Annotated in this window: 11 protein-coding genes; 4 read left to right on the top strand and 7 right to left on the bottom strand. The window is 65.0% G+C overall.

The window, feature by feature from the left end; translation table 11 throughout:
• Positions 1–40: 40 nt before the first annotated feature.
• Positions 41–883 carry a tyrosine-type recombinase/integrase gene (locus tag SK854_RS23115; RefSeq protein WP_319977173.1) on the bottom strand — a complete coding sequence of 281 codons (843 nt, stop codon included), beginning with the start codon at positions 881–883 and terminating at the stop codon, positions 41–43.
• Positions 884–926: 43 nt separating this feature from the next.
• On the opposite strand from SK854_RS23115, the gene SK854_RS23110 reads away from it, so the two are divergent.
• The gene (locus SK854_RS23110) at positions 927–2,504 is read left to right on the top strand and encodes a hypothetical protein (protein WP_319977172.1); all 1,578 of its coding nucleotides are present in this window, start codon (positions 927–929) and stop codon (positions 2,502–2,504) included.
• On the opposite strand, the gene SK854_RS23105 is transcribed toward SK854_RS23110, so the two are convergent.
• Both SK854_RS23105 and SK854_RS23100 read right to left on the bottom strand, forming a co-directional pair.
• Entirely contained in the window at positions 2,465–7,114 is a 4,650-nt protein-coding gene (locus tag SK854_RS23105) for a class I SAM-dependent DNA methyltransferase (protein ID WP_319977171.1), read from the bottom strand. The genes SK854_RS23110 and SK854_RS23105 overlap by 40 nt on opposite strands.
• Positions 7,111–9,954 carry a DEAD/DEAH box helicase gene (locus SK854_RS23100; protein ID WP_319977170.1) on the bottom strand — a complete coding sequence of 948 codons (2,844 nt, stop codon included), beginning with the start codon at positions 9,952–9,954 and terminating at the stop codon, positions 7,111–7,113. The genes SK854_RS23105 and SK854_RS23100 overlap by 4 nt, the downstream gene beginning before the upstream one ends.
• Before the next feature lie 822 nt (positions 9,955–10,776).
• On the opposite strand from SK854_RS23100, the gene SK854_RS23095 reads away from it, so the two are divergent.
• The 3 genes from SK854_RS23095 to SK854_RS23085 all read left to right on the top strand — a co-directional run bounded on the left by SK854_RS23095 (position 10,777) and on the right by SK854_RS23085 (position 17,087).
• Entirely contained in the window at positions 10,777–13,008 is a 2,232-nt protein-coding gene (locus SK854_RS23095) for a DEAD/DEAH box helicase (RefSeq protein WP_319977169.1), read from the top strand.
• 67 nt (positions 13,009–13,075) lie between these two features.
• Complete coding sequence (locus SK854_RS23090) at positions 13,076–14,482, top strand: hypothetical protein (RefSeq protein ID WP_319977168.1); 1,407 nt, start codon at positions 13,076–13,078, stop codon at positions 14,480–14,482.
• The gene (locus SK854_RS23085; RefSeq protein WP_319977167.1) at positions 14,475–17,087 is read left to right on the top strand and encodes a phospholipase D-like domain-containing protein; all 2,613 of its coding nucleotides are present in this window, start codon (positions 14,475–14,477) and stop codon (positions 17,085–17,087) included. The genes SK854_RS23090 and SK854_RS23085 overlap by 8 nt, the downstream gene beginning before the upstream one ends.
• A gap of 54 nt (positions 17,088–17,141) precedes the next feature.
• Here SK854_RS23085 and SK854_RS23080 read toward each other — a convergent pair whose 3' ends face one another.
• The 4 genes from SK854_RS23080 to SK854_RS23065 form a co-directional block, all read right to left on the bottom strand.
• Positions 17,142–17,681, bottom strand: coding sequence for a hypothetical protein (locus tag SK854_RS23080; protein WP_319977166.1), 540 nt, complete (start codon positions 17,679–17,681; stop codon positions 17,142–17,144).
• 35 nt (positions 17,682–17,716) lie between these two features.
• Complete coding sequence (locus SK854_RS23075) at positions 17,717–18,826, bottom strand: nucleotidyl cyclase domain-containing protein (protein ID WP_319977165.1); 1,110 nt, start codon at positions 18,824–18,826, stop codon at positions 17,717–17,719.
• 93 nt (positions 18,827–18,919) lie between these two features.
• Positions 18,920–21,151 carry an ATP-binding protein gene (locus SK854_RS23070; protein WP_319977164.1) on the bottom strand — a complete coding sequence of 744 codons (2,232 nt, stop codon included), beginning with the start codon at positions 21,149–21,151 and terminating at the stop codon, positions 18,920–18,922.
• The gene (locus SK854_RS23065) at positions 21,148–21,798 is read right to left on the bottom strand and encodes a response regulator transcription factor (RefSeq protein WP_319977163.1); all 651 of its coding nucleotides are present in this window, start codon (positions 21,796–21,798) and stop codon (positions 21,148–21,150) included. The genes SK854_RS23070 and SK854_RS23065 overlap by 4 nt, the downstream gene beginning before the upstream one ends.
• Positions 21,799–22,008: the final 210 nt, after the last annotated feature.

The following is a 22,008-nucleotide window of genomic DNA, read 5'->3' as shown; positions in this document are numbered from 1 at the left end:
CCGACAGTTCGGGCCCGTATGCACTCAATCGCAACACTGTTCAGCCGTCTCGCCACCGACGTGAGCGATCAGCTATCGCTTCCCGAACCTTGCTGTCGTCGACCGCTACGTACCGCTGTGTGGTTGCGAGCGACGAGTGACCCAGCAGGGTTTGCACCAGTCGGATGTCTCGGGTCTGCTGATGTACCTCCGTCGCACAGAGGTGGCGAAGTTGGTGCATGGTCGTGCCGTCGGCGAGAGCGCGGGTTGCCAAGGTCCCAACCCAGTGCGGCGACAGATGACCGCCATTTGGACTCGGGAACAGGTAGCCCGGTGGTGCCTCACGGAGCAGCTGAGCCAGGTCTTCCGGGAGCGGCAGCACCCGCTTGCGTGACCCTTTGCCGTGGACAACGAGCGCCCACCCGACGAGGTCTCGGACAAGGTCGTTCTCAGGGTGGACCTGCGCAACCTCGCCGCGGCGCATGCCAAGTTCGTTTGCGAGCCGGAGTATGAGGACGATCCGTTTGTCGGCAGCGCGCAACGCCGTGACGACGGTGGCTGGTGCGGCTGGCCGAGGCTGTGGCTGCTCAGGGCGGATCATCGGCAGTACGTCCGCGATGTTCTCAGTCGTCCGCCCGGTGCTGATGCCCCAGGCCCAGAATCGACGAAACGACGAGCGGACGGCGCGTGCCGTCTCCCGCCTCCAGTCGTGCCTCCCCGTCCATTCCAGCAGGTCGGAACGAGCGATCTGCCAGGGCTCGGCGGCGAGCTGTGCGCGTGCAAGGCGGCGCACGTGATAGCCGCGCAGCTCGATCGTCTGCGCCGACAGGCGCATCGCCTTCATCGCGACGCGCCAGGAATCGATCTCAGTCGCCCACGCGGGGCTGACGACGTTGTTGGTCACCCTGCAACTATCAATAGTCGACAGCGCGTAACCAACAGGTTCAGTGGGCCTGATCCACCTGGAGTCGCACTTCACCGACGAGAAGGCCGGCCTGCTGCGCGCCGAGACCTACCGCCGGCTGCGCCGCCACTGGCAGTTCATCAACGAGCTGATCCTGTTTGAGATCGAGCACCACAAGCGCTACGGGGTGAACATCTACTCGGCCAGTCGCGAGCCGCATTTCGTACAGGCAGCATCGCTGTATCACCCAGACATGGTCGAGCGGTCGCTCAGGCATGACGGTTCAGGCGTTGAGCCTGGCATCAAGGACCCCGACGGCAACTGGGACCAGCGACCGCATTCCTCACGGATTGTCCACGTCAACCGCGACACGCTGACCTCCTGGCACGCAGTCCTGGAGACTGACGAGATCCCAGTCGGCCAGACCCGCATGGTCTACGCCGTGAACCAGTCGACGGCCGACGTACTCGACAAGCTTGCACAAGCCCCCCGGATCGGGTCACTTGGACTGCAGTTCTCCCGCGGCTGGGACGAGAGCATCGACCGCAAGAAGGGTTTGTTCGATGCGGAGTGGGGAGTGCCTGAATTCTGGGGCGAGGTCATCCTCCAAGGTCCACACCTGCACGTCGCGACCCCGTTTTACAAGACTCCGAACCCAACGATGCTGCACAACCAGGACTGGACTACAACCGACTTCGAAGCACTCGCGACTGACGCGATCCCGGCAACTGCGTACAAGCCCCGGGGAGATCGCGGCAAGTACGATGCGGCCTACACCCACTGGACATCCAAACCAGAGGGGTCAGTGATCGCCGCCCGCGACCACTTCCGCCTCGCCTGGCGCAACATGGCCGCCAACACAGGCGAACGCACCCTCATACCCGCACTCATCCCTCCTGGCGCCGCGCACGTGGACGGCATCTACTCGCTCGCTGTGCCAGCTGACCCTCGGGTCCTCGTGAGCCTCGCAGCCTCCATGTCCTCTTTGATCTCTGACTTCGCCGTCAGGGTCGCGCCGAAGTCGACGATCCGGTCAGGGACCGCATCGCGGCTACCTCAGGGATTCACCGATCGCACGCGCTCGGAACTCCTCCTGCGAACCCTCCGCCTCAACTGCGTGAACTATGCCTACGCGAAGCTCTGGGAAGAGTGCTTCGATACCTCTTTTCGCACCGACGAGTGGGCACCGGGCAGCGCCGACTCGCTATCGACACGCATCGGTGAGGTCGGACCGGAGTGGACACCGGAGACTCCACTGCGAAGGGCTGTGGATCGTAGGCAAGCGATCCTGGAAGTTGATGCACTCGTCGCGCTGAGCCTCGGCATCACCGCCGACGAGCTGTGCACCATCTACCGCACCCAATTCCCCGTCCTGCATGGATACGACACCCGCAGCACCTACTACGACGGGAACGGGCGCCTCGTACCATCCGCTATCCTCACCCAGTGGCGTCGCCGAGGAATGAATGACGGGACTTACACGGACGACGAACTCGCGGAGAAACATCGGGGCAGCGGCATTGCTTACCAGTACGTCGTTCCTTTCATAAGGTTGGACCGCGAGCGCGATCTTCGAGCTGCCTATGCCGAATTCATGCGACGAGTCACGAGTCGATCCTGAAAATCTGCGAAAGCGACCTGCATGTCCGCCTCGCGGTCCAGAACGAGGAGAGGCGGCACGAACTCGTGCTCAACTCCCGAGCCTGCATGGCGTGCGCGCAGCAGCTCTGTCGACGAACGGGTTGCGCACTTGCGCCACTCACTCACGATGCTTGACGGCACGAGGCGTCCCATCGCGTCGTAGAACTGGGACCGCTGGTCATAGCCGTAGAGCACAGGGAACTGCGTGCGGTAGATCGTGCAGAGCTCCTTGATCTCGATGCCAAGCGACATGGCTACGAGCACGTCGAGCTCGAGCAGAGCCTGGCGACGATCCACCGCCCGGCGAAGAGGAACGCCGGCCGACCACAACACGTCCACCTGGGCAAGGTCGGGCCGTCCGGAATAATCGAGCCCGCCTGTCCACTTGTCGCCGAAGAATGCGTCATCGAAGCAATCGGACCAGAGATCCGCGTAGGCGTCAGTCAGGCAATTGAGTCTCAGTACTCGCAACAGGATGAGCGGGCGAAAAAAGTCGTTATTGGTAAAGGGCAGTCGGTTCAGCGTCGATGCTGAGATCGTCGACTTCGGAGCAGAGCGGACCGCGAAGTCGTGGATCAGCGAGGAAGTGAACCCGGCAGCCATCGTCAAGCTTCCAGCGTCACCCGGCAGCCCCACTGCGGAGACGGTGTGGATGTGCGCGGCGCCAGGAGGGATGAGTGCGGGTATGAGGGTGCGTTCGCCTGTGTTGGCGGCCATGTTGCGCCAGGCGAGGCGGAAGTGGTCGCGGGCGGCGATCACTGACCCCTCTGGTTTGGATGTCCAGTGGGTGTAGGCCGCATCGTATTTGCCGCGATCTCCCCGGGGCTTGTAGGAGGTCACGGGGACAGCGTCGGGTGCCAGGTCCTCCAGATCGACCTCGGTCCAGTCGGTGTTGTGGAGCATGGATTCGTTGGGCGTCTTGTAGAACGGCCTGGCCACGCCGAGGTGTGAGCCCTGGAGGACGACCTGATCCCACGATTCAGGCACACCCCACTCCGCATCGAAAAAGCCCTTCCCACGATCGTTCTTCTCATGCCAACCAGGCGAGAACTGGAGTGCCAGCGAGGAGAACCTCGGCGCCGCGGCCACCTTCTCCAAGACGGTGGCGGTCGACCGATTGACCGTGTAGACCATGCGAGTTTGGCGAACCGGCACGTCATCTGTTTCAAGGACAGCGTGCCACGACCCCAGGGTCTCCTGAGTCACGACGATGATTCGCGAGGCGTGAGGACGTACGTCCCAGTTGCCATCAAGGTCCTTGATACCGGGTTCGACGCCCGAACCATCATGCTTGATCGACCGCACGACGGTGTCCGGGTGGTACAGCGACGCCGCCTGAAGGAAGTACGGCTCCCGGCTCCCCCCATACACGTTGATGCCAAATCTCTTCTGATCCTGGATCTCGAAGAGCTTGAGTTCGTTGATGAACTGCCAGTGGCGGCGCAGCCGGCGGTAGGTCTCGGCGCGCAGCAGGCCGGCCTTCTCGTCGGTGAAGTGCGACTCCAGGTGGATCAGGCCCACTGAACCTGTTGGTTTGGCGGTCCTCCACGTGTGCTCCATGAAGCACCGGTAGAGATCGGGCTGCAAGCCGACGAGGTGGGGATAGTGCTGCGCAGCACCCACGAATGCCGCTGTCGCAGCGATGTCGGTTGTCCCATCGAGCACCAGCTCGCGCGCTCCGTCGATTGAGAGAGCGAACTCGCGATGCGTCTTGTCTTCATCGGCGGTCGACTTGGACTTGAGTTGCCACCACGGGTCGGCTTCAGCCAGCAGGGCTTCGACGTCGGAGCGGGGCCGGACCCACGGCGGGTTTCCGACCTGGAGGTCGAAGCCGCCCTGGGCGAAGATGGGCGCAAAGGTGAGCTCCCAGTGGAAGAAGCCCTGCTGGGCGGCGACGCGCTCGGCCGCGGCGAGCCAGGGGTGTTCGTCCAGGAGTTTGGTCACGTCGACGGCCATCGCGAAGCCCAGGTCGCTCTCCTCAGCCGTGCTGAGGTCCTTCCAGGTCGCGGCCGAAGCCAATGACAACTGGCTTTCCTGCGCCTTCTTCACCTTCCCGACTCGACCAAGCAGGCCTCGCAACGTCTCGATCCACTCGTCGAGCGACGGGGGCGCCGTCGCCTCGGTCAGCGGCCAGAACCACATCGCGCACCAGGCGTCCATGACGCGGCGCAGCCGTTGGTAGGCGCCATTCGGGTCAGCCAGACTTTCCTCGATCTGTTCGCGGGAGACGGCACCGCCGACGGTGAGGCCCTCCGCACCCCAGACGTCGATAGACCGGCGGATCTCACTCTCGGCGATCGTGAGGCGCCGCCACGCGAGCTGCCACAGCGCTTCGACACGGCGGCCCAGGCCGACAAGGGTGTCAATCTGAAGCTTGCTCGGCTTTACCAGGACCTCTTTGCGCCATCGCTTGAGCTTGTCGAGTGCCTCAGATCCAAGTTGCTTGGCTTCCTTGGCATTGATGGCCGATCCCCAACCGTCGGCCGGCAGCAGGAAGTGGTGGATCTGGCCGCCTGCCGCGCTTTCACGTCCCGCACGTACGTCGTCGGGAAGCTCAGTGAGTGAGATCGCGCGCGGCGCGTCCTTGAGCCACGTCTTCTTCTCCATCTGCAGGCGACTGAAAACGGCGTGCCGGGCACCGATGAGGGAGTTGCCGCGACGCAGGTGGAGGCCGAACCACGGGGCTTGCAGGCCCGCCGTCATCGTGTCCAGCCAGAGCGAGATCTCAGCTAGTTCGACCGCGGTGGAGTTGAGGTCGACTCCATATACGTTGTGCAGCGCGAGGTACGCCTTGACCTTCTGGAGTTCTTTCGGATAGTCCTCTGGTTCGATGCGTACGCCGAGTTCGTCCTGACGGCGGCTGAGGTATTCGGTGGCGAGCTGACGCACAGCCTCGATGGCGAAGGCTCCCGAGCCGAGCGCGGGCTCGCAGACCGTCAGCGAAAGGATCTCCTCGGCCGGCGTCGCGGTGTCGTCCTGGTCGAGCAGTTCTTCCAAAGCCTGGCCCACGGTGAACCGAGTCAGCACCTCAGGTGTGTAGTACGACGCAGATTGCTGTCGCTCACGCCCTGCCAGCCGGAACACGAAGGTGCCCTTGAGGTGCAGCACAGGCTTGCGTTCGCTGGTAATCGGGTCTTCGTAGCGGACGAAGTCCTTGTCGTCGATGCTGCTCGCGCGATCGACCGGCACCAGCCAGGATCCCTTGGCACCGTCACCGCCCTTGGCCACTTCGTACAGATCTGTCTCGGCGAACCGTCCGGTGTAGGACATTAGGCCTTCGTAGACCGCGCCGAGCTGATTGATGCCGAGTTCGGCGTACGAGATGAAGCCGCGGTCGCTGCCTTTTTTCTCCTTGCTCAGCAACAAGTGCTGGAGAACGCGCTGCAGGTTGGCGTTGCCGAGCTTGACCTCGTTGATGAGCGCGATGGCTTCAGGCCGGAAGAGATCGGCCTTCAGCGAACGGAAGGTGAGAGCTTGCAGCAGCCCCTCATCCTCTCGCACTTCGGCTGGTGTGTAGCCCTCGTCGACGAGCCTGAACAGGACGGCCAGCGATTCGTAGAGGTGCGTACCGATTTCCGCCCTGGGCGACGTCAGCGACGTCTGGATGAGGTCGCGAAGACGATCGAGGCTGTAGCCCTGCTCGTACTCCGGCGCGCCGGTCGGGAGTACGCCGAGTTCAGGCGAGGCCTCGGCATACAGCAGGAAGAGAATTCGGTACAGGAACCGCAACGACTGCTTGGCCAGCGGTTGTGCTTCCGCAGGCGGCAGCGGATCGAGCCCGAGGGACTTCCGACGGGTCACCACGTCGTTGGCAATGATCTCGATGGAGAGGCGCACACCTTCGCGGAGGTCCCGCGAGACACCCACCGTGTGTTTGATCGACTCGTCCAGCGCGGCATGCCACCAGATGGAGCCTTCGGCGTCCGGTGCGAGGGAGTCGGCCGACAAGCAGGTCAGCGCGAGGTCGGTCTCGCCGCCCTTCTTGTCGTCGTTGCGTTCACAAACCAGTTGCAGGTCGATGGTGAGATATCGGCCTTCGGGCCAGCGTTCACGTTCGGCGATCAGGGCAACACGACCGGCCAGAACAAGAGCGAAGTCTGGAGAGTCCTCGGACACGAACAACGTCGACAGCAACTTCGACACCGAGTGGAGTTGGGAAGTGTCGTCGACGTCGTACGGCTCGGCGAGCGTCGCTGTTTCCCTGTCGAGCAGCTGCTCGGCTGTCTCGATCGGCTTGGCCGCCACCAACGCGACTGTCGGCCCGTCCGGAAGGCTCACCTGCCGCACGAATGTCACCGGACCGCTAACGGTGCTAGTGAGGCCCAACGCGTTGAAGCCGAGGACGTCGATGAGGTCCTTGTGAATCTCGGTCGCCAGGCCGGCGTCGTCTTCGAGGGAGGTCATCCGCGACAGCAGGGAGCCACGAGTGGCGACAAAACGGGAACGGACCGAGCCAGTGTCCTGGTGGCTGTCCCACTCCTTGCGCCGGCCAAGGGCCTGGGCGCGGAACGACTGGGCGGTGGCGTCGGTCGTGAAGTAGTGCTCGCTGATCCAGTCTCCGCTGATCAGGATGGCATCGCTCGCGCTCACTGGGCACCTTCCTCCGGAACGACGACGAGCAGTGGTCGGACGAGGCGCTGGTCGGGAAGCAACGACTCCGCGATTTCCTTCTCGCCGGCGACGAGCGAGCGGCGCTCGCGGATCTCGGAGCGCTGCACAAGGGCGTCTGCCTCGTCATCCCACCTGTTGACCCGATCCGCCCAAGCTTCGACACGTGCGCGGGTCTGCTGTTCAGCGGCGTCAACCACCGCTGAGAGAGTCTCGCGAGCCTGCCTCACCGCAGGACCCACGTACCGGGTCAACGCCTCAAGGTCACTCGGCGCACCGGAGTTCACGTGAGCCTGGGCGATGCCCAGAGACTCAAGCGCACTGCGCAGACTCGAATGCGGTTCGCTCAATGCCAATCGGTCCGGTGCGCCCCCGACAAACTTTGTGAGCATGAACGACGAGGCGACGATTTGGCCGCGCCGGTTGCTCAGGGTGCCGTGCAACAGCACCGACACCTCCGCGACGGGACCGTGCACCGCGAAGACCTGATTCCGCCCCAACTGGGCAAGCGCGCGGTCGGCCGCCCATTCCAGAACCGGATGCAAGGGCGACAGGTAGTGCGCCTCTGGCCAGAGCGTGTGCTGACCGGCGCCCCGAGCCGCCTCCAGGGCCGCCTTCCCGCGGTGCGAGGTCGTCGCGAGGCGTAGCCGCTCGATGACCTGCCGGTCCTTGATGTAGGACTGCGGCAGCACTTCCAGGCGCTTGCGCAGGTCCGGTGATGGCGTCAGGTCGGCGATCTGGTGCGCGGCCTGTTCCTTCCACGACACTCCGTCGGGCCACGCTCGTCCTGGGGTTTCCAGCACCTCGTCAAGGGTGTCGCGGAGGAAGTCGAGGTCGGCGTCGTACACCGTGGTAGGCCCGTCGCCGTCGGGCCGGGTGTTGGTGTGGTCGGTGTCTGCGATGAGCCGGGCGAAGAGGTCGTCGAAGCTGTCGCCTGCGCCGACCTGGTCGACCTCCTTGATGGTGTCCTCGAAACTCTGCTGGCCGGCCAGGATCTTTCTGATCTCCTCCTCCTCGGTCTTGACGTCGTGCTTGCCCATGAGGGAGGCAGAGTCGCCGAGGACCTTGTGTGCCTCGTGTTCCCGCTCCATCAGCCTGGTGAGCACACGCAGGTCACCGATGGAACTCTTGACGTCGGGATCGAGGAGGAGCGTGGTGATCCGCGGCGGGTGCTTCTGTCCGTACCGGTCGATGCGGCCGTTGCGTTGTTGGATGCGGATGAGCGACCAGGGGATGTCGTAGTGGACCAGGTGGTGGCACTGGAGGTGCAGGTTCACCCCTTCGGAAGCGACGTCGCCGGTCACGAGGACACGGATCGGCGACGACTCCTGCTTGAAGGACTCGACCACCGCCTGCTGGTCGGTGTCCGTCAGGCCACCATGCAGTATCTCGACCGCGGCCCGTGTGAAGCCGAAGTCCTCGCACAGCCTGTCGCGCAGGAAGTACAGCGTGGGGACGCGCTCTGCGAAGATCACGACTCGCGTCGCCTTGCCCTTGCCAACGCCGATCTCGACGAGGTGGGCACGAATCGCGTCGTACTTGGCTGTTGGTTCGTGCAGACCCCGCTGTGCAAGGTTTTCCAGGCGCTTCAGCGCCATCTCCTCCGCCCGTGCGGCTTCCGACAGGTCGGAGCCGAGCCGCTTCCGGCGTTCAGACGCCGAAGCCAGCAGCGCGGCCGGCGAGGACAGCGATGCCTTGACGAGCGTCCAAGGGAATAGCGAGGAGTTCGGACCCGAGTAAGGACTCCTGCCACCCGCCGGATGGAGCCAGACCTCGTCGAGTTCGCGAGCGATCTCGTTCTCGATCGCGGAAGCTTTGACGATCTTGTTGTCGGGCGGGAGACGTTCGGCCCAGTCGCCACCCACGTAGCTCGCGACTTCTTCACTGTGGCGGTGACGCCGAATCACCAGACGCTTGACCTCGTCTTCCACCAGGTCACCGTCCGGTGTCACCGCGCTCGGCTCCAACATGCGGATGAGCTCGGCGAACGACTCCTTGCGACCGTTGTGTGGAGTGGCCGAAGCCAGGACGAGGGCATCTGTTCGGCTCGACAGCAACCGAGCGAGGCGGTTGTTCTGCGAGGCACCGGTCACGTTGTGACTCTCGTCGATGACAACGGCGTCCCAGTGCTGCTTGCGCAGATGGCTGATGTAACGGTCGCTCTTGAGAGTGTCGATCGAGACGATCACACGCTTGAAATAGGCGAAGGGGTTGCGGTTCCCAGGCAGCTTCTGCCGGATGCGCTGGATACCCAAGGAGTCAAGTCGCACGAACGGGAGCGCAAAGCGCGTCCACAACTCGAACTGCATCTGCTCGAGGACATGGCGAGGCGTGACAACCAAGATGCGCTCTCCACGGCCCCGACGGACGAGTTCCGAAAGGATCATGCCGATCTCGAGCGTCTTGCCCAGACCTACAGCGTCGGCAAGCAGGATCCTGGGACGCAGGTTCTCGGGTGACAGCGCCTTGCGCACTGCTGCGAGCTGATAGGGCAAGGTGTCAGCAAGAGCCTGGGTCGCGACCGTCAGGGTCGGGTCGGTGATAGGGACCGCGGTCTTGCGCGCCATCGCCTCCAGCCATAGGCGGGAACGGCGATGACCAGGCGAGTCGTCAGCGACGACCTTGGCTTCCTCTGGTTGCAGCAGCTGGATCTCGGGGTCAAGTGCCGTCGAGAAGGTAGCCGAGGTGTCCCGGACCAGTTCGGAGACTCCCTGCACGGTCACGAACCAGTTGCCATCGTTGGCGCGCTCCGCCCGCGTGACAAGCCACTCCTCGTCCCGAATGAGCAGCACCGAACCGGGCGCGGGAAACGTGTCACCCATTGTGGCTCATCCGTCCTGCGCTCCTCATACGAGTTGAATCCAAATAACGTGCTAACTCTATCGAGCGACTTGAGGCAAGCCGCAGCTGGAAACGCTGGGCGCCTCAAGTTGGCAGCGACGCTGCCAGGTTGTCGGTGACGTTGAGTAACGCCCTTGATGTGTCGGCCCTCAACTATGAGATCAAGAACCTGGTCAGCCTGGTGTCCAAGTGGCTACGCGCGACATTTCCGAAGTACAAGGCGTTACAGAGGTACGCCGAGCAAGGGCAATTCCTGCGCCGATCAGGTGTACACGGTGATGGTGGGCATCGCTACGGGCCTCGTAACGACTACACCGACACGAGCACGCCCCTCGGTCGTCTGCCTCACTGCATGAAGGGCGACGAGGTACTGAGCGTGAACGACGGCTCAGCTCGCGTCGTTCTGGAGACGGCAGATCTGGGGCTCATAGTGGCTGGACCTGGTGCTTCGATGAAGCGGAACGCAACTGGGACGCGGTCGCGTCGCTCGGGCTCGTCTGCACCGTCGTCATGCTCCTGCGAACCACGGCCATTGCCACTTTGACCGGCGGGGAGGGGGAATCCACGAGCTTGCCACCGTGGCGCGTTGGCTGGGGCCACGGGTACCGAACCTACGCAGCGCCGCGGACGTACACGGCGCTGCGTAACAAGGTCGGGCGAGCAGACCCGCCAGACGGAGGCGGCGTGATCTGAGGCCGCAACTGGCTCGTCGATGACGGTGGGCTGCGGCATATGCGTTGTAACACCGCGTAACGAATGGTCGATGCTCTTTCTCGACGACGGGTGCGTCGGGGAGGGGACAAATGGGAGACGACGTTGACCTCGTTGCTGCCAAGCGCAAGGTCGGTGGCGCCGCTCGTCAGATGCTGGAGCACGCACGGGCGCTGACGGACCTGGTCGATCGCGCTGCCGCGGCGCCGGCCGAGGTGGAACAAGCGGTTCGCCATCGCGTCGGCGAGTTGCTGAATCAGCAAGCCACGAACAACCTCCGTCAGCTTCCCGCGGCGAAACTGCGGGAGGCCGTCCGCAAGGGCGTGCGGTTCGGGGAGTTGGAGAAGCACTTTCAGACGGTGGCCGACGTGGTGGCGGTGCCGCCGTCGGTACTGCAGACCGTGCCAGGCATCGGTCCGTCGTCCGCCCAAGAGATCCACCAGGCATCTCGGCAGCTGGCCGCGCAGATACGGGGCGAGGTGTCTGTTCGATTCGACCCTGATCGGCCTGGCCGGGGCGAGACCCACCTTCTGGGGTTGCTCGTGGCATGGCGTGACACGCGAGTCGCCGCCACCGCGCTGCATGCGTTGGCCACCAACCTTCGACCGCACCTGCACGGGCTCTCTGCCGCCGCGGAGCCGACCGGCTCGCGGGCGAAGATGCTCTTCTCCGGCAAAACCGCGCGCACTGCTGCTCTTACAGACCTTGCACGGCTGGAACAGCTTCTTGCCAGCAGTAGCGCGACGGGTCTGCATCAGCGCGCGAGCGCGGTGCTGCACCTCGCGCAGTCCGGCAATCGCCAGGCCTCTGAGGTGTGGCGCGAGTACGAACGCGACGCAGCGGCCATCAACGCTCTGCTGGCCACCGTCCCAGGCGCTATCCGCGCGGCCGACGACGACGCGTCGCACGGCTATGCGCCGGCCGAGCTGGTCAAGAAGATCCAGGCGGTCCCGCTCAACACCGACCGGCTCAAGACCATGCTGCGGGGCTACCAGGTCTTTGGCGCGCAGTACGCGATCCTGCAGGAACGGACGATCGTCGGTGACGAGATGGGCCTGGGTAAGACGATCCAGGCGCTCGCGACCGCTGCTCATCTCGCGGCGAACGGACGTACGCGGTTTCTGGTCGTCTGCCCGGCCAGCGTGCTGATCAACTGGATCAACGAGATCGGCAAACACACGACGCTGACCGCGCACGCGTTGCATGGCGCGGACCGAGACGGAGCGACGCGAGTGTGGTTGCGCCGAGGCGGGGTCGCCGTCACGACGTTCGGAACCGTCTCCAAGTTGCCGCTCCCCGACGAGCACGGAATCCAGCTGCTGATCGTCGACGAAGCGCACTACATCAAGAACAAGGAATCTCAACGCTCACAGGCCGTTGCCACGCTGGCAACCGATGCCGAGCGGGCTCTGTTCCTGACAGGAACGCCGATGGAGAACCGGGTCGAGGAGTTCCAGTCGCTCGTCGACCACCTGCGGCCGGGCATCGCCTCCTCGCTTGACCGGTTCGGACGGATCACGAGCGCGACGACCTTCCGGCGGGCTGTCGCGCCGGTGTACCTGCGCCGCAACCAGGAGGACGTGCTGCAGGAGCTGCCGGAGTGCCTGGAGATGGAGGACTGGGTCCAACTGTCCGACGCAGACGAGCGCGTCTATCGAGTGGCTGTCGAGTCGCGGAACTTCATGGCGATGCGGCAGGCCGCCTACGCCACGCCGAACCACCGCGATTCGGCGAAGATGGTGCGGTTGCTCGAGATCATCGAGGAGTCGAAGGACAACGGGTGGAAGGTCATCGTTTTCTCTTACTTCCGCGGTGTCCTCGAAGCGGTGCAGCAAGCGCTCGCCGGCAACACGGCGGGCGTGCTAACCGGGTCAGTGGCAGCGGGCAAGCGACAAGAGATGGTCGACGAGTTCTCCCGGATCGACGGGCATGCGGTGTTGCTGAGCCAGATCGAGGCGGGCGGAGTGGGGCTCAACGTGCAGGCCGCCTCGGTGGTGATTCTTGCCGAGCCGCAGTGGAAACCCAGTACCGAGGCACAGGCGATCGCACGTGCTCACCGCATGGGGCAGACCAGGAAGGTGCATGTGCATCGGCTGCTGGCCAAGGGTTCCGTGGACGAGCGGATGCTTGAGATCATCGAGACGAAGCAGCAGTTGTTCGATGAGTACGCCCGCAAGAGTGCGGCCAAGGAGGCCGATGCTCGCGCGATCGATCGTTCTCTGCATCAACCGGTCGACGTGACACGAGACGAGGCGGTTCCCGCTGAGCAGCGGATCATTGCCTCCGAACGTCAGCGGCTCGGCCTCGACCCGAGCGCTCGGTGATCGCATGACCGTGGAAGGGCCGGCTTGGACCGCGCCAGGTCTACGTACTGGAGCGGGCAAGTACCCCATGGCCGTCGAGCAGCACGTCATGGCCCTGGCGGCGCGTCTGGTACCGGGAGTGACCACCGTGACTCCGCATGCGCGGTACTACGCGTTGCACACGCTGGCCGCGGCGGAAGCCGAAGAGCGTGCGCTCGATCGCCACCAAGCACAGGACTTGTTGCGGCGTATGGAGGTCGCACTCGCAGCCGTGTCGTTCGTCCACCACGACGGGAAGGACACTAGCCTCGGACGTGCCCACGGTACCGACTCGTTGGCGGACCGCTTGCGGTCACGGACGTTGTCCATGCCGGAAGCCGCAGTGGCGGGCAAGGGCGGCTACGTCCAGGCCAGTTGGGGATTCTCCGGCGCGTACTTCGGGTCCGAGCTCATTTTGGGCCTGCTCGACGAGAAGCGAGGTCCCGGTCCGGCATGCGACGTGGACGTGTTGCGATCGGCCTTGGGCGAGATGGTGGACATCGCCGGGCGAGACGAGATCGTCTTGAGTGATCTGGCCGACTACGGTCACCTGTGCATGTGCTCAGCGGTCGGTGCGCCGGATGGACGCTGGCTGGCGCGACTCCTCACCGGCAGCGATTCCCGCACGCCAGATCAGGAGCAGACACAGGCGCGGAGAGACACAATCCGACTGATCGCACGCATCGTCGACACCCACTCGGTTGCGTATCTGACGCGCGACGTGGGCGACGTTCTTGCGTTCGGTGACTTCCTCGTACAAGACGAAGAGACCACGCGCAGCCCTGTTTCCGCGGTCTGGCGTGGACTCGTCCTGCGCAACCACGCGGTGGGAGCGTGGCGGCGCCTGTGGGCCTGGCTGGTCGACGAAGTGGAGGGACTCACGCACATCTCAGATGTTGCTGACGCGTTCGCCGACCGTCTGCCGACTGGTTCACTCGGTTCCTTCCTGGACAGCCTGCCGGCCACCACCCTTCCCTCGAGTCAGCCGGCCGACGCCGAGCGGCAGCTGTGGAACGGCTATGACGCGCCTGACCGTGACCTGGCGATCTTGGCCGTCGGTGCGCACAGGGTTGACGAGCTGACCGGCGACTCGCGTGACGTGTTCGCGGGGCGTCGGGATCAGGAGCTCACACCCGCTTGGTTCGCCGCATTGCTCGCCGATGCCCGGTCGATCTCGGCCAAGGATTTCGGCGTCAGGCTGACCGAGATCTTGGTAGCACGCAGTGAGCGCGTAGCGCTGGCGAAGACCCGGCGTCGTGCCGACGGCACTCTGTGGTTTCCAGCGCGGCTGCGTGTACTGGAGGACGGCTGGCTCTACCGGGTGGGCGAGGAGGGGCGCGGAGACGTGAACATGCGGCTCGACCGGTTGGGCAACGTGCTGGCCGGTGCCGGCGTACTTGCGTGGAAAGACGGCACGTGCACCGTGACAGCCCTGGGGAGGGAGTTGCTTGCCTGAGCGCGACGATCCGCAGGAGTTCGGCGCCGCATCACCGCTTACCTGGCTGTTCGCCGAGGAAGGTCACGGAGATCGACAGCTCGAGCACGCGCTCTTCCTCAGCTTCACCCTCGATCTCGGCTTCTTCGAGGCCATGGCGCTCGGACCTCTCCGAGCCTCAGGCGCCCGCGTCACAGTCGTCGGCGATGCGGGGATGAGCCGACCCGATCCGCGCGCGGTTCGGCAAGCCGGGCGCTCCTATCTGGCGGGGCTTGCGCAGTGCCCAGGCGCCTTCCATCCGAAACTGGTCGTCCTGGTGGGGCAGCAGCGATGCCTCACCGCGATCGGCTCGGGCAACACCACCCTCGCGGGATGGCAGAACAACGCCGACCTGTGGACGGTGTTTCACGGCACGCCCGAAGGCGCACCGAGGGCGATCTCGCAAGTTTCCCGTTGGATGCGCGACCTTCCGAAACATGTGAGATTGTCGGCAGGGGTCGCGGATGCCCTCTCTGCCGCCGCATCTCATCTTGAGATCTTTCCCTCCGCGGATGGCCCGCTGGTACTGGATAACCTCGACCGTCCGTTGCTGGACCAGATTCCTGAAGGGCCAGTCGACGAACTGCGCGTGTCCGCACCCTTTCACGACCCTGGCGCTGTCGCGCTCACGGCGCTGGTCGAACGGTTGGCACCGGCGAGCTTGAAGGTCGCCTTTCAGCCTGGCATGACCGTCCTCGACGGCTCCGCGTTGTCGCGGGTGCTGCATGACAACAACGGCGAGCTGATCGTTGATGACGAGGCCAGATACCGGCATGGGAAGCTGGTCGAATGGTCGATCGGTGACAGGACCTTCACGTTCACCGGCAGCGCGAACTTGTCCTCGGCGGCGTTGTGCAGAACACCTGCTGCAGGCGGAAACTGTGAGCTGGCGGTACTTTCCGAAGTACCGCGATCGAAGATGCCGGAAGGGCGCTCGGCCCTTCCTTCCGAGGTGGCATCGCAGCGGTTCGCAATCCGTGCGACGCGGAAGGAGGGACCAGCCCTTTTCGGCGTAACCCTGATCGACGGAGGAGTTCACGTCGAGCTCGTCCGGTCTCTGAGGGCACCGGGTGTGCTGGAACTGTCGCCGGCGCACCTGCCACCGGATGACTGGAATCAAGTGGTTGACGTGCCAGCTGGAGTATTGGAGCTGGTGGTTCATGGCGAAATTGCGCCGGGCAGCAGGTGCAGACTCGTTACCGTCGACGACGAAGGCGCGCGGGCTGTGAGCGAGGTTGTCTTCGTCGTTGATCCGCAGACGGCCTCACAACGACCCGCTCACGTTCGGACACAGAAGCGCACGACAAAGCCGGACGAGCTTCTTGCGGACAACGCCCTGCTCGAACAACTCATCGCGGACCTCGTGAGCCTGCGCGTCGGCCTGGTCGGCAATCCACCACGAATGGCCTCTGCGACGCGCACGCCAGGTCGCTCATCCTCCGAGACTGCTGGAGAAGCTGAGTCCTGGCGCTCCTACGTGGACAGATGCAGTGGCCGCCTTGGACTGCCGTTGGTCAATTTTGCATTGGGGCGCCGCCTCGATGAGGAGACAAGTGCTCCTGGCCCCAAGGCCGTGTGGTCGGAGAACCTCTCTGGCGACGACGAGGAACCTGGCCTTGAGGACGACAGCGCTGAGGATCTTGCCGATCAGGCCGCAGACCACTCCGAGAACGAGCAGCTACACGAAAACCCTGGAAGCCCCGATCCGGCCAGACGACGGTGGCTTCGCAGGTCAGCGAAGGAACTCGTCGAAGTCGTCGACAGCCTCGGCCCCATCGAACGGCTGCTCGCCACTCGCCTGTTGCTCACGATCACAACCATGGGAGCCTGGCGATCTGACGAACTTGAGTGGTTCCCCTTCGTTGCGACGACACTGACCGCACTGGGCCGAGGCGAGGCTCCGCCAGCCGATGTCGAAGCGCAGACAGGCAGTTTGGTCGCCGTTGGCCTGGCGCTGTTGCGGATGCATGCGCCGCGGCACGAGCAGACTGATGAAGCGATGCGGTACCGCGAGTCAGCCGAGTCGATCGCACACCTTCTGCCTGCCGCAGAACCCGACCTGGTCACCGAATACTCGGCGAGGCTGACGATGCGATTCGGAGGACTGGTCGACACCGAATCCGTTCTGGCACTTGCCGACGAGATCGTGCAAGCCGATCCGATGTCGGACGCAGTGCTGGCCCTTCACGAGCAAGGCCGGCAGGCACACGTGGACAGTCCTCTCGTTCTGCACGTGACCGGCGACCTCGGCAACCCGGCTATTGCAGCTCTCGACGCCATCGCGGCCGTGGCCAGTGACGAAGTCGTCGGAGCATGGGCCAGCAACAGCGAGGGACGCTGGACCCTGTTGGTATGGCGTAAGCCGGATCTTTACCGAGTGGAGCGAGACAAGAGCGGACTGGTGTTATGGCGGCAGTACCGCCTCGATCGACGCCTCTCTCCGGCTGCGCTCGCCCGCGCTCGGGACTTCGACCTCGCGCAGAAAGTACCTCGCCGTGCGCTGATACAACCGATCCCAGACGCCGTAGAACTGATTCGTATGCTGGGCCTCGATCCGACGACGCCGCCAGTCTGTCCAATGGTGTGAGGTCCTGTCCTGTGACAGGTTGCTCGACAGTTCCGGGTCTGCGGGCCTGTCAGGTCAGTTCTCCAGCCAGGCATCGAGCGCGTCCGACTCGTCGAGCAACGTGAGTCCTGGCGTATGCGCAGCGAGGCTTCTCGCTAGATCGGTGGGGAGGGTCAGGCTGACTACCACGAGCTCTGGGATGCCTGCGCGTTTGGCTTCCGTGTGCAGTCTGCGCACGGTTGCCGAGTCGAGGGCGAACGGAGTCCGTTTGATCGCGACGGCGACTCGGCGGTTTTCGTTCTCCAGCACGAGGTCGAACGTCGCGCGTTCGGCTCGGACGGCATGCCAAGAGCTATTGCCGCTGAGCCGGTCCAGCAGGTGGGTGCGGATGCGGGTGACGTCGTCGGGGTGAGCTGAGCTGGCCGTGCCGTTCAACGCCTCGGCGAGGCTATCGGACACCTGTCGCCTGATCTGGCCTGACAGCGCGCGTTCCGCCCAGACCAGCGGGGCGAGTAGCAGCACCGCCGCACCGAGCTCGAGCGCGACCGACTGGGCGTACCCGTCGACGATCCCTCCCGTTACGACGGCGACCCCGCCCGCGATGGACAGCGCCATCGCGAAGCGGGTGCCGTTCCGGCGTTGCCGGGTGTTCATGCGGACAAGGCCTGCGGCTCAGCTGGCACGATCGCGCCGACCGGGCCCCTGGAGTTCTGCTCGATCTGGACGTAGACCTGCTGACCGGTCCTGAAGCGGGTTTGCGCGTCCGCACCGAGGTGGATGAACAGACCCTGGCTGAAGCCGCGGGAGTCGGTCAGCTGGTGGAAGCCGTACGTCGAACAGACCCGGTCCACCGTCACCGTGAGCTCGGAGCCGAAGAGCAGCACACACACGGCCCTCGCGTGCTTGCCGTCACCACGTGCCTCCTCTTTGAGGAAGAACACCGTGGTCCCTGTGGCCGGCTTCGTATTCTGCCCCGCGATGTGCGAGCAGTGCAGGAAGTAGGTCGTGCCGTCCACGGCGGTGATAAAGCCGTGGTCCTCGGCCCACCGGGTCACTGTCCCCCGCAACCACTCCCGGCGCTGCGGGGGACCCTGGACCTGCTGGATCTGAGGCGCGGGGTGGTCCACGATCTTGGTGACCTCGCGGGCCCGGACGCTGAACGGCTGGGCAGCCCACAGGATCTCGCGGTACTTGATCCGCTCCGGGAAGTCCGTTGCGGGCAGCTCCTCGATCTGCGCCAGGTACTGGCCGCCTTCGCGGTTGATCACGTTGCCGTAGTTGGAGAACACTCGCATCATGTTCGACGCGTCGACGGTGCCTGTGTCCACGAAGATCGCTCCGGCGTTGGCCGCGTTGGCCAGCCGCGCCGACCGGTCGACGACGGTGCCGATGTAGTCGGCGTAGACGCCGTTGCTGAACTCGACGACCTTGCCCGCGCCGATGCCAATGGCACAGTTGCATCTGTAGGTGTTTTCGCGCTGAGCGTCCGCGATCCGTTCCTGCACCTGGATCGCGGCGTTGATGGCCTCCGCGCCGAGGTCCAAGGAGAACGTCGCGACGATGCCGTCGTTGAGGAACTTGCAGATCACGCCGCCCTGCCCGGCGACGGCGTCGCCGACCTGGTCGTAGAACCACCCCATGGTCGGCAGCCAGTGCGCGTCGCTGAGCTTCTTCATCGCCGCAGCGTCGGTCAGCGTCACGTGCATGACGAGCTTGCCCACGTGCTGCGGGCTGGTGAAGGCCTCTCGCAAGGAATCCATTGTGTCCACTCCTGATGAGTCTCGGTGTCCGGTCCTGGTGGGCCGGTGACACCAGCGTGACTCGGCAGGGGCGTCCAGCGCTGTCCGTAAAAGTCAGGACACCGCTGCGGGAACCACGGCCAGCTCGACGTTCATCGCATCATCGGCGTACTCGGTGAGATCGGCATCGGGCACGGCGGTTCGCACCGCAGCCGCGCGTGCCCTGTCGTTGGGCTGGCAAAGCAGGTTGACCGTGACGAGCGAGTCCTTCGAGGACAGGGAGAGGGTCAACTCCTTCGGCAACGGGCTGGTCGACAACGCGGCGGCCAGGATCGTGCGCACGATCTCTGGTGGGTCGATCGTGTCGGTGTCCGCCTGCACGACCACGACGCAACCGTCGGCTCTGGCGTCCATCATGCGGTGCCGGAGATCGGAGTCCAGCACACCGGGGATGTGCAGTTCGTCGCGCGCCATCCACTCCAGCCTGCGGGCGTGCGTGCGGGTGGACTCGGCGGCGATCAGGCCGTCGTCACCCACGGCGAGCTGACGCAGGAACGGAAGAATCTCCGCGCCGATGTCGGCGATTCTGCTGGTGTGCAAGGAGGTTCTGGCCTCGCGCGCCGCCGCGGCCGTGGCGATCGCGGTGCGTTCTGCCGCTGACCTGAGCACGATCCCGCCCAGCCTCGCGATGGTGTTGGCGATCACCAACCCCATCGCGAGCGCGAGCACTGGCGCGGTGATCGCAGGCGCCGCGTCGGTGAACGCCTCGGTGACGAACCTGCCGCGCAAGACGAGCGTGATCAGCACGGCCTCTTCGACGAGCAACGTCAGCACCGCCAACGGCCACCGCCACAACGTAGCCAGCACGACGAGCATCGGGCCCGGTGCACCGATGGGCCACGAGACGAACGTCGTGAGGCTGTCCGCAGGGATGACCAACACTCCGGCCACCGCGCCGCCCGCCGTCCAGACGGCGGCGAGCACCCCGGCCCAGAGCGGAGGAGGCCTGCGCGCTTCCAGGATCAGCCATACGGTGGCTGCGCCCATCACTGCGTACCAGGCGGCGAGCCAGTTCATGCCAGGCGCGGCGTCGAGGTTGCGCACCACCGGCAAGGCCATGCTGAACAGATAGGGAAGGCAGACCGCGGCGAGCGGTTGCCGGAGATCGTCCACTGCGGAGCGCATGTCCTGCATCCGTGAGTACCCAGGTCGTGCCGGCCCGCCGGAGGGTCGATGCCACCGCAGTTCTGCGGTGGTGCCCTGCCCCGGTTGCGAGCTGATGTCGGCACTGCCGCCGATCTCGGCGAGCCGCCCGACCACAGACCGGCGGAGTCCTAGCGAAGTGGCGCGCACCGATCTGGTTTGAAAGCCGACGCCGTCATCGCGGATCCGCAACGTGAACCCGCTGTCATCGCTGGAAAGCGTGATCCAGACGTTCGAGGCACGGGCGTGCTTGCTGATGTTGCGCAGCAGTTCGGCCGCAGCGTCAGTCACTTCCCGCACGACGTGAGCGGGCGCGAACACCGCGCTCTCCCACTTGCGGATGATTCGCGCACCACCGGGTTCGGGCAGGTGATCGAGACGCGCGCGCAGGTCCTCCCACTCTCCTGACGGCGGTGCGGGCGAGGCTTCGGCCCGGCTGATTGCATCTACGCAGACGTTGCGGACCTCGGCCGGAGCGACGCCTGCGACGGCGGCGGCACGCAACGCGGACGCCACGTCGTCGTGCAAGGTGCGCTGGAACTGCTTGTGCGCGGCCCGTTTCGCTTCGTCCTCCGCAGCCTGGACCTGCGCCTCGTGCACCGCCAGACGTGCTCCGTCGGCTTTGGCAGCGGTCTGCCTGAGCACCTTGCTCACAGCTCCAGCGGCGAGCGGTGCGGCCAGCAACGGCCACGTTCCCAGCAGGGCGCCCCCGAGGCCGTCCACTCGCACTGCGGCCAGGACGTAGACCACGACGAGGCTTGTGCAGATTCCGGCGGCGGGTTTGGTGCGCTGATAACCGGCAGCCAGAATGCCGGCCACGACCATTGCGTTGCTCCTGGTCGCCATCGGCAGCACCTGCTCAGCCGGCAGCGAGTAGGTGAACGCGCTGACCACCGACAGCATGGCTGCGGCAACGCTGTCCGTGGGCGAGAGCCGGACCTGCCACGCTCGCACGGCCGTCACCGCCAGAAACACGACGAACGCACCGGACATCACCAGCACTAGCACCGGCAGCCGTTCGCGCGTCGGCAAGATGGTGCCGAGATGCGATCCCACCAGGAGGACGGCGAGCGCGGCGAACGACCGCTGCATGCCTCGTTCGACGCTGTAGCGGTAGGTGTCGGTCAGAACGGGGTGCGTCATTGACGGTGCCGGTACGGCAGCTCTATGTGCCCGTCTTCGAGCGCGAACGCGATGGTCTCGCCAGGACTGGGCGGAACGGGAATGTCGAGGGCGTCCCGGTAGCGTTCGCGGGCGCGGTTCAGATAGGTCGGAACCGTCTTCTCGCTGATCCCCAGTTCCTTCGCGACCAGCCTGTGCGGCAGGCCCTTGGCGATGAGCGACAGCACGTCCCGTTCCTGCTGGGAGAACTTGATGAACGCCCGGCGGTCTTCCATGATCGCGTGCGCCAGCCGGCTCGAACACGAGCTTTGGCCTTCCGCCGCAGCACGGATGGCCTCGACCAGCCGCTCTTCGGGATCGCCCTTCAGCACCAGTCCCACTGCACCTGCCTTCAACGCCAGGTGCACGTAGCCGGGACGCGATTCCGATGTGTAGACGACGACCTGGGCGCCTGCATCGCGCAGCCGCCGGACGTTGTCCTCGACCGGCTCGTTGTCCGGGAGCAGCAGGTCCAGCAGGACCACCGCAGGAACGGGCTGGACCTCCAGCAACGCCGACACCGACGGGCACACAGTCGCCAGCCGCACGTCCGGTGCGTGCTCGGCCAGGTAGGCACGTAGGCCGTGCAACATCATCGGATGATCGTCGATCGCCCCGGTCGTGATCATGTTCGCTGCCCCTCACTTGCCCAACACCGAGGACGTCGGGGCTGCGGGCGGGAACGTGAGCGGCTTCGGCCAACTACACCCGTTTGGACCACAAGTCAACACGACCGCAGGAGTGCCCAGCTGTATATCGCGTCGCGCGGCCAGTGCCGGAGCGGTATTTGAAGCTGGGCCGGGCGGCCTCCGTCTGCTCACCTGCGGCGTTGCGAAGGA

It is taken from the genome of Lentzea sokolovensis (assembly GCF_033949975.1).
Classification (GTDB): Bacteria; Actinomycetota; Actinomycetes; order Mycobacteriales; family Pseudonocardiaceae; genus Lentzea; species Lentzea sokolovensis.
The sequence above is the reverse complement of the archived record's forward strand: the minus strand, read 5'-3'. Positions and strand labels throughout refer to the sequence as shown.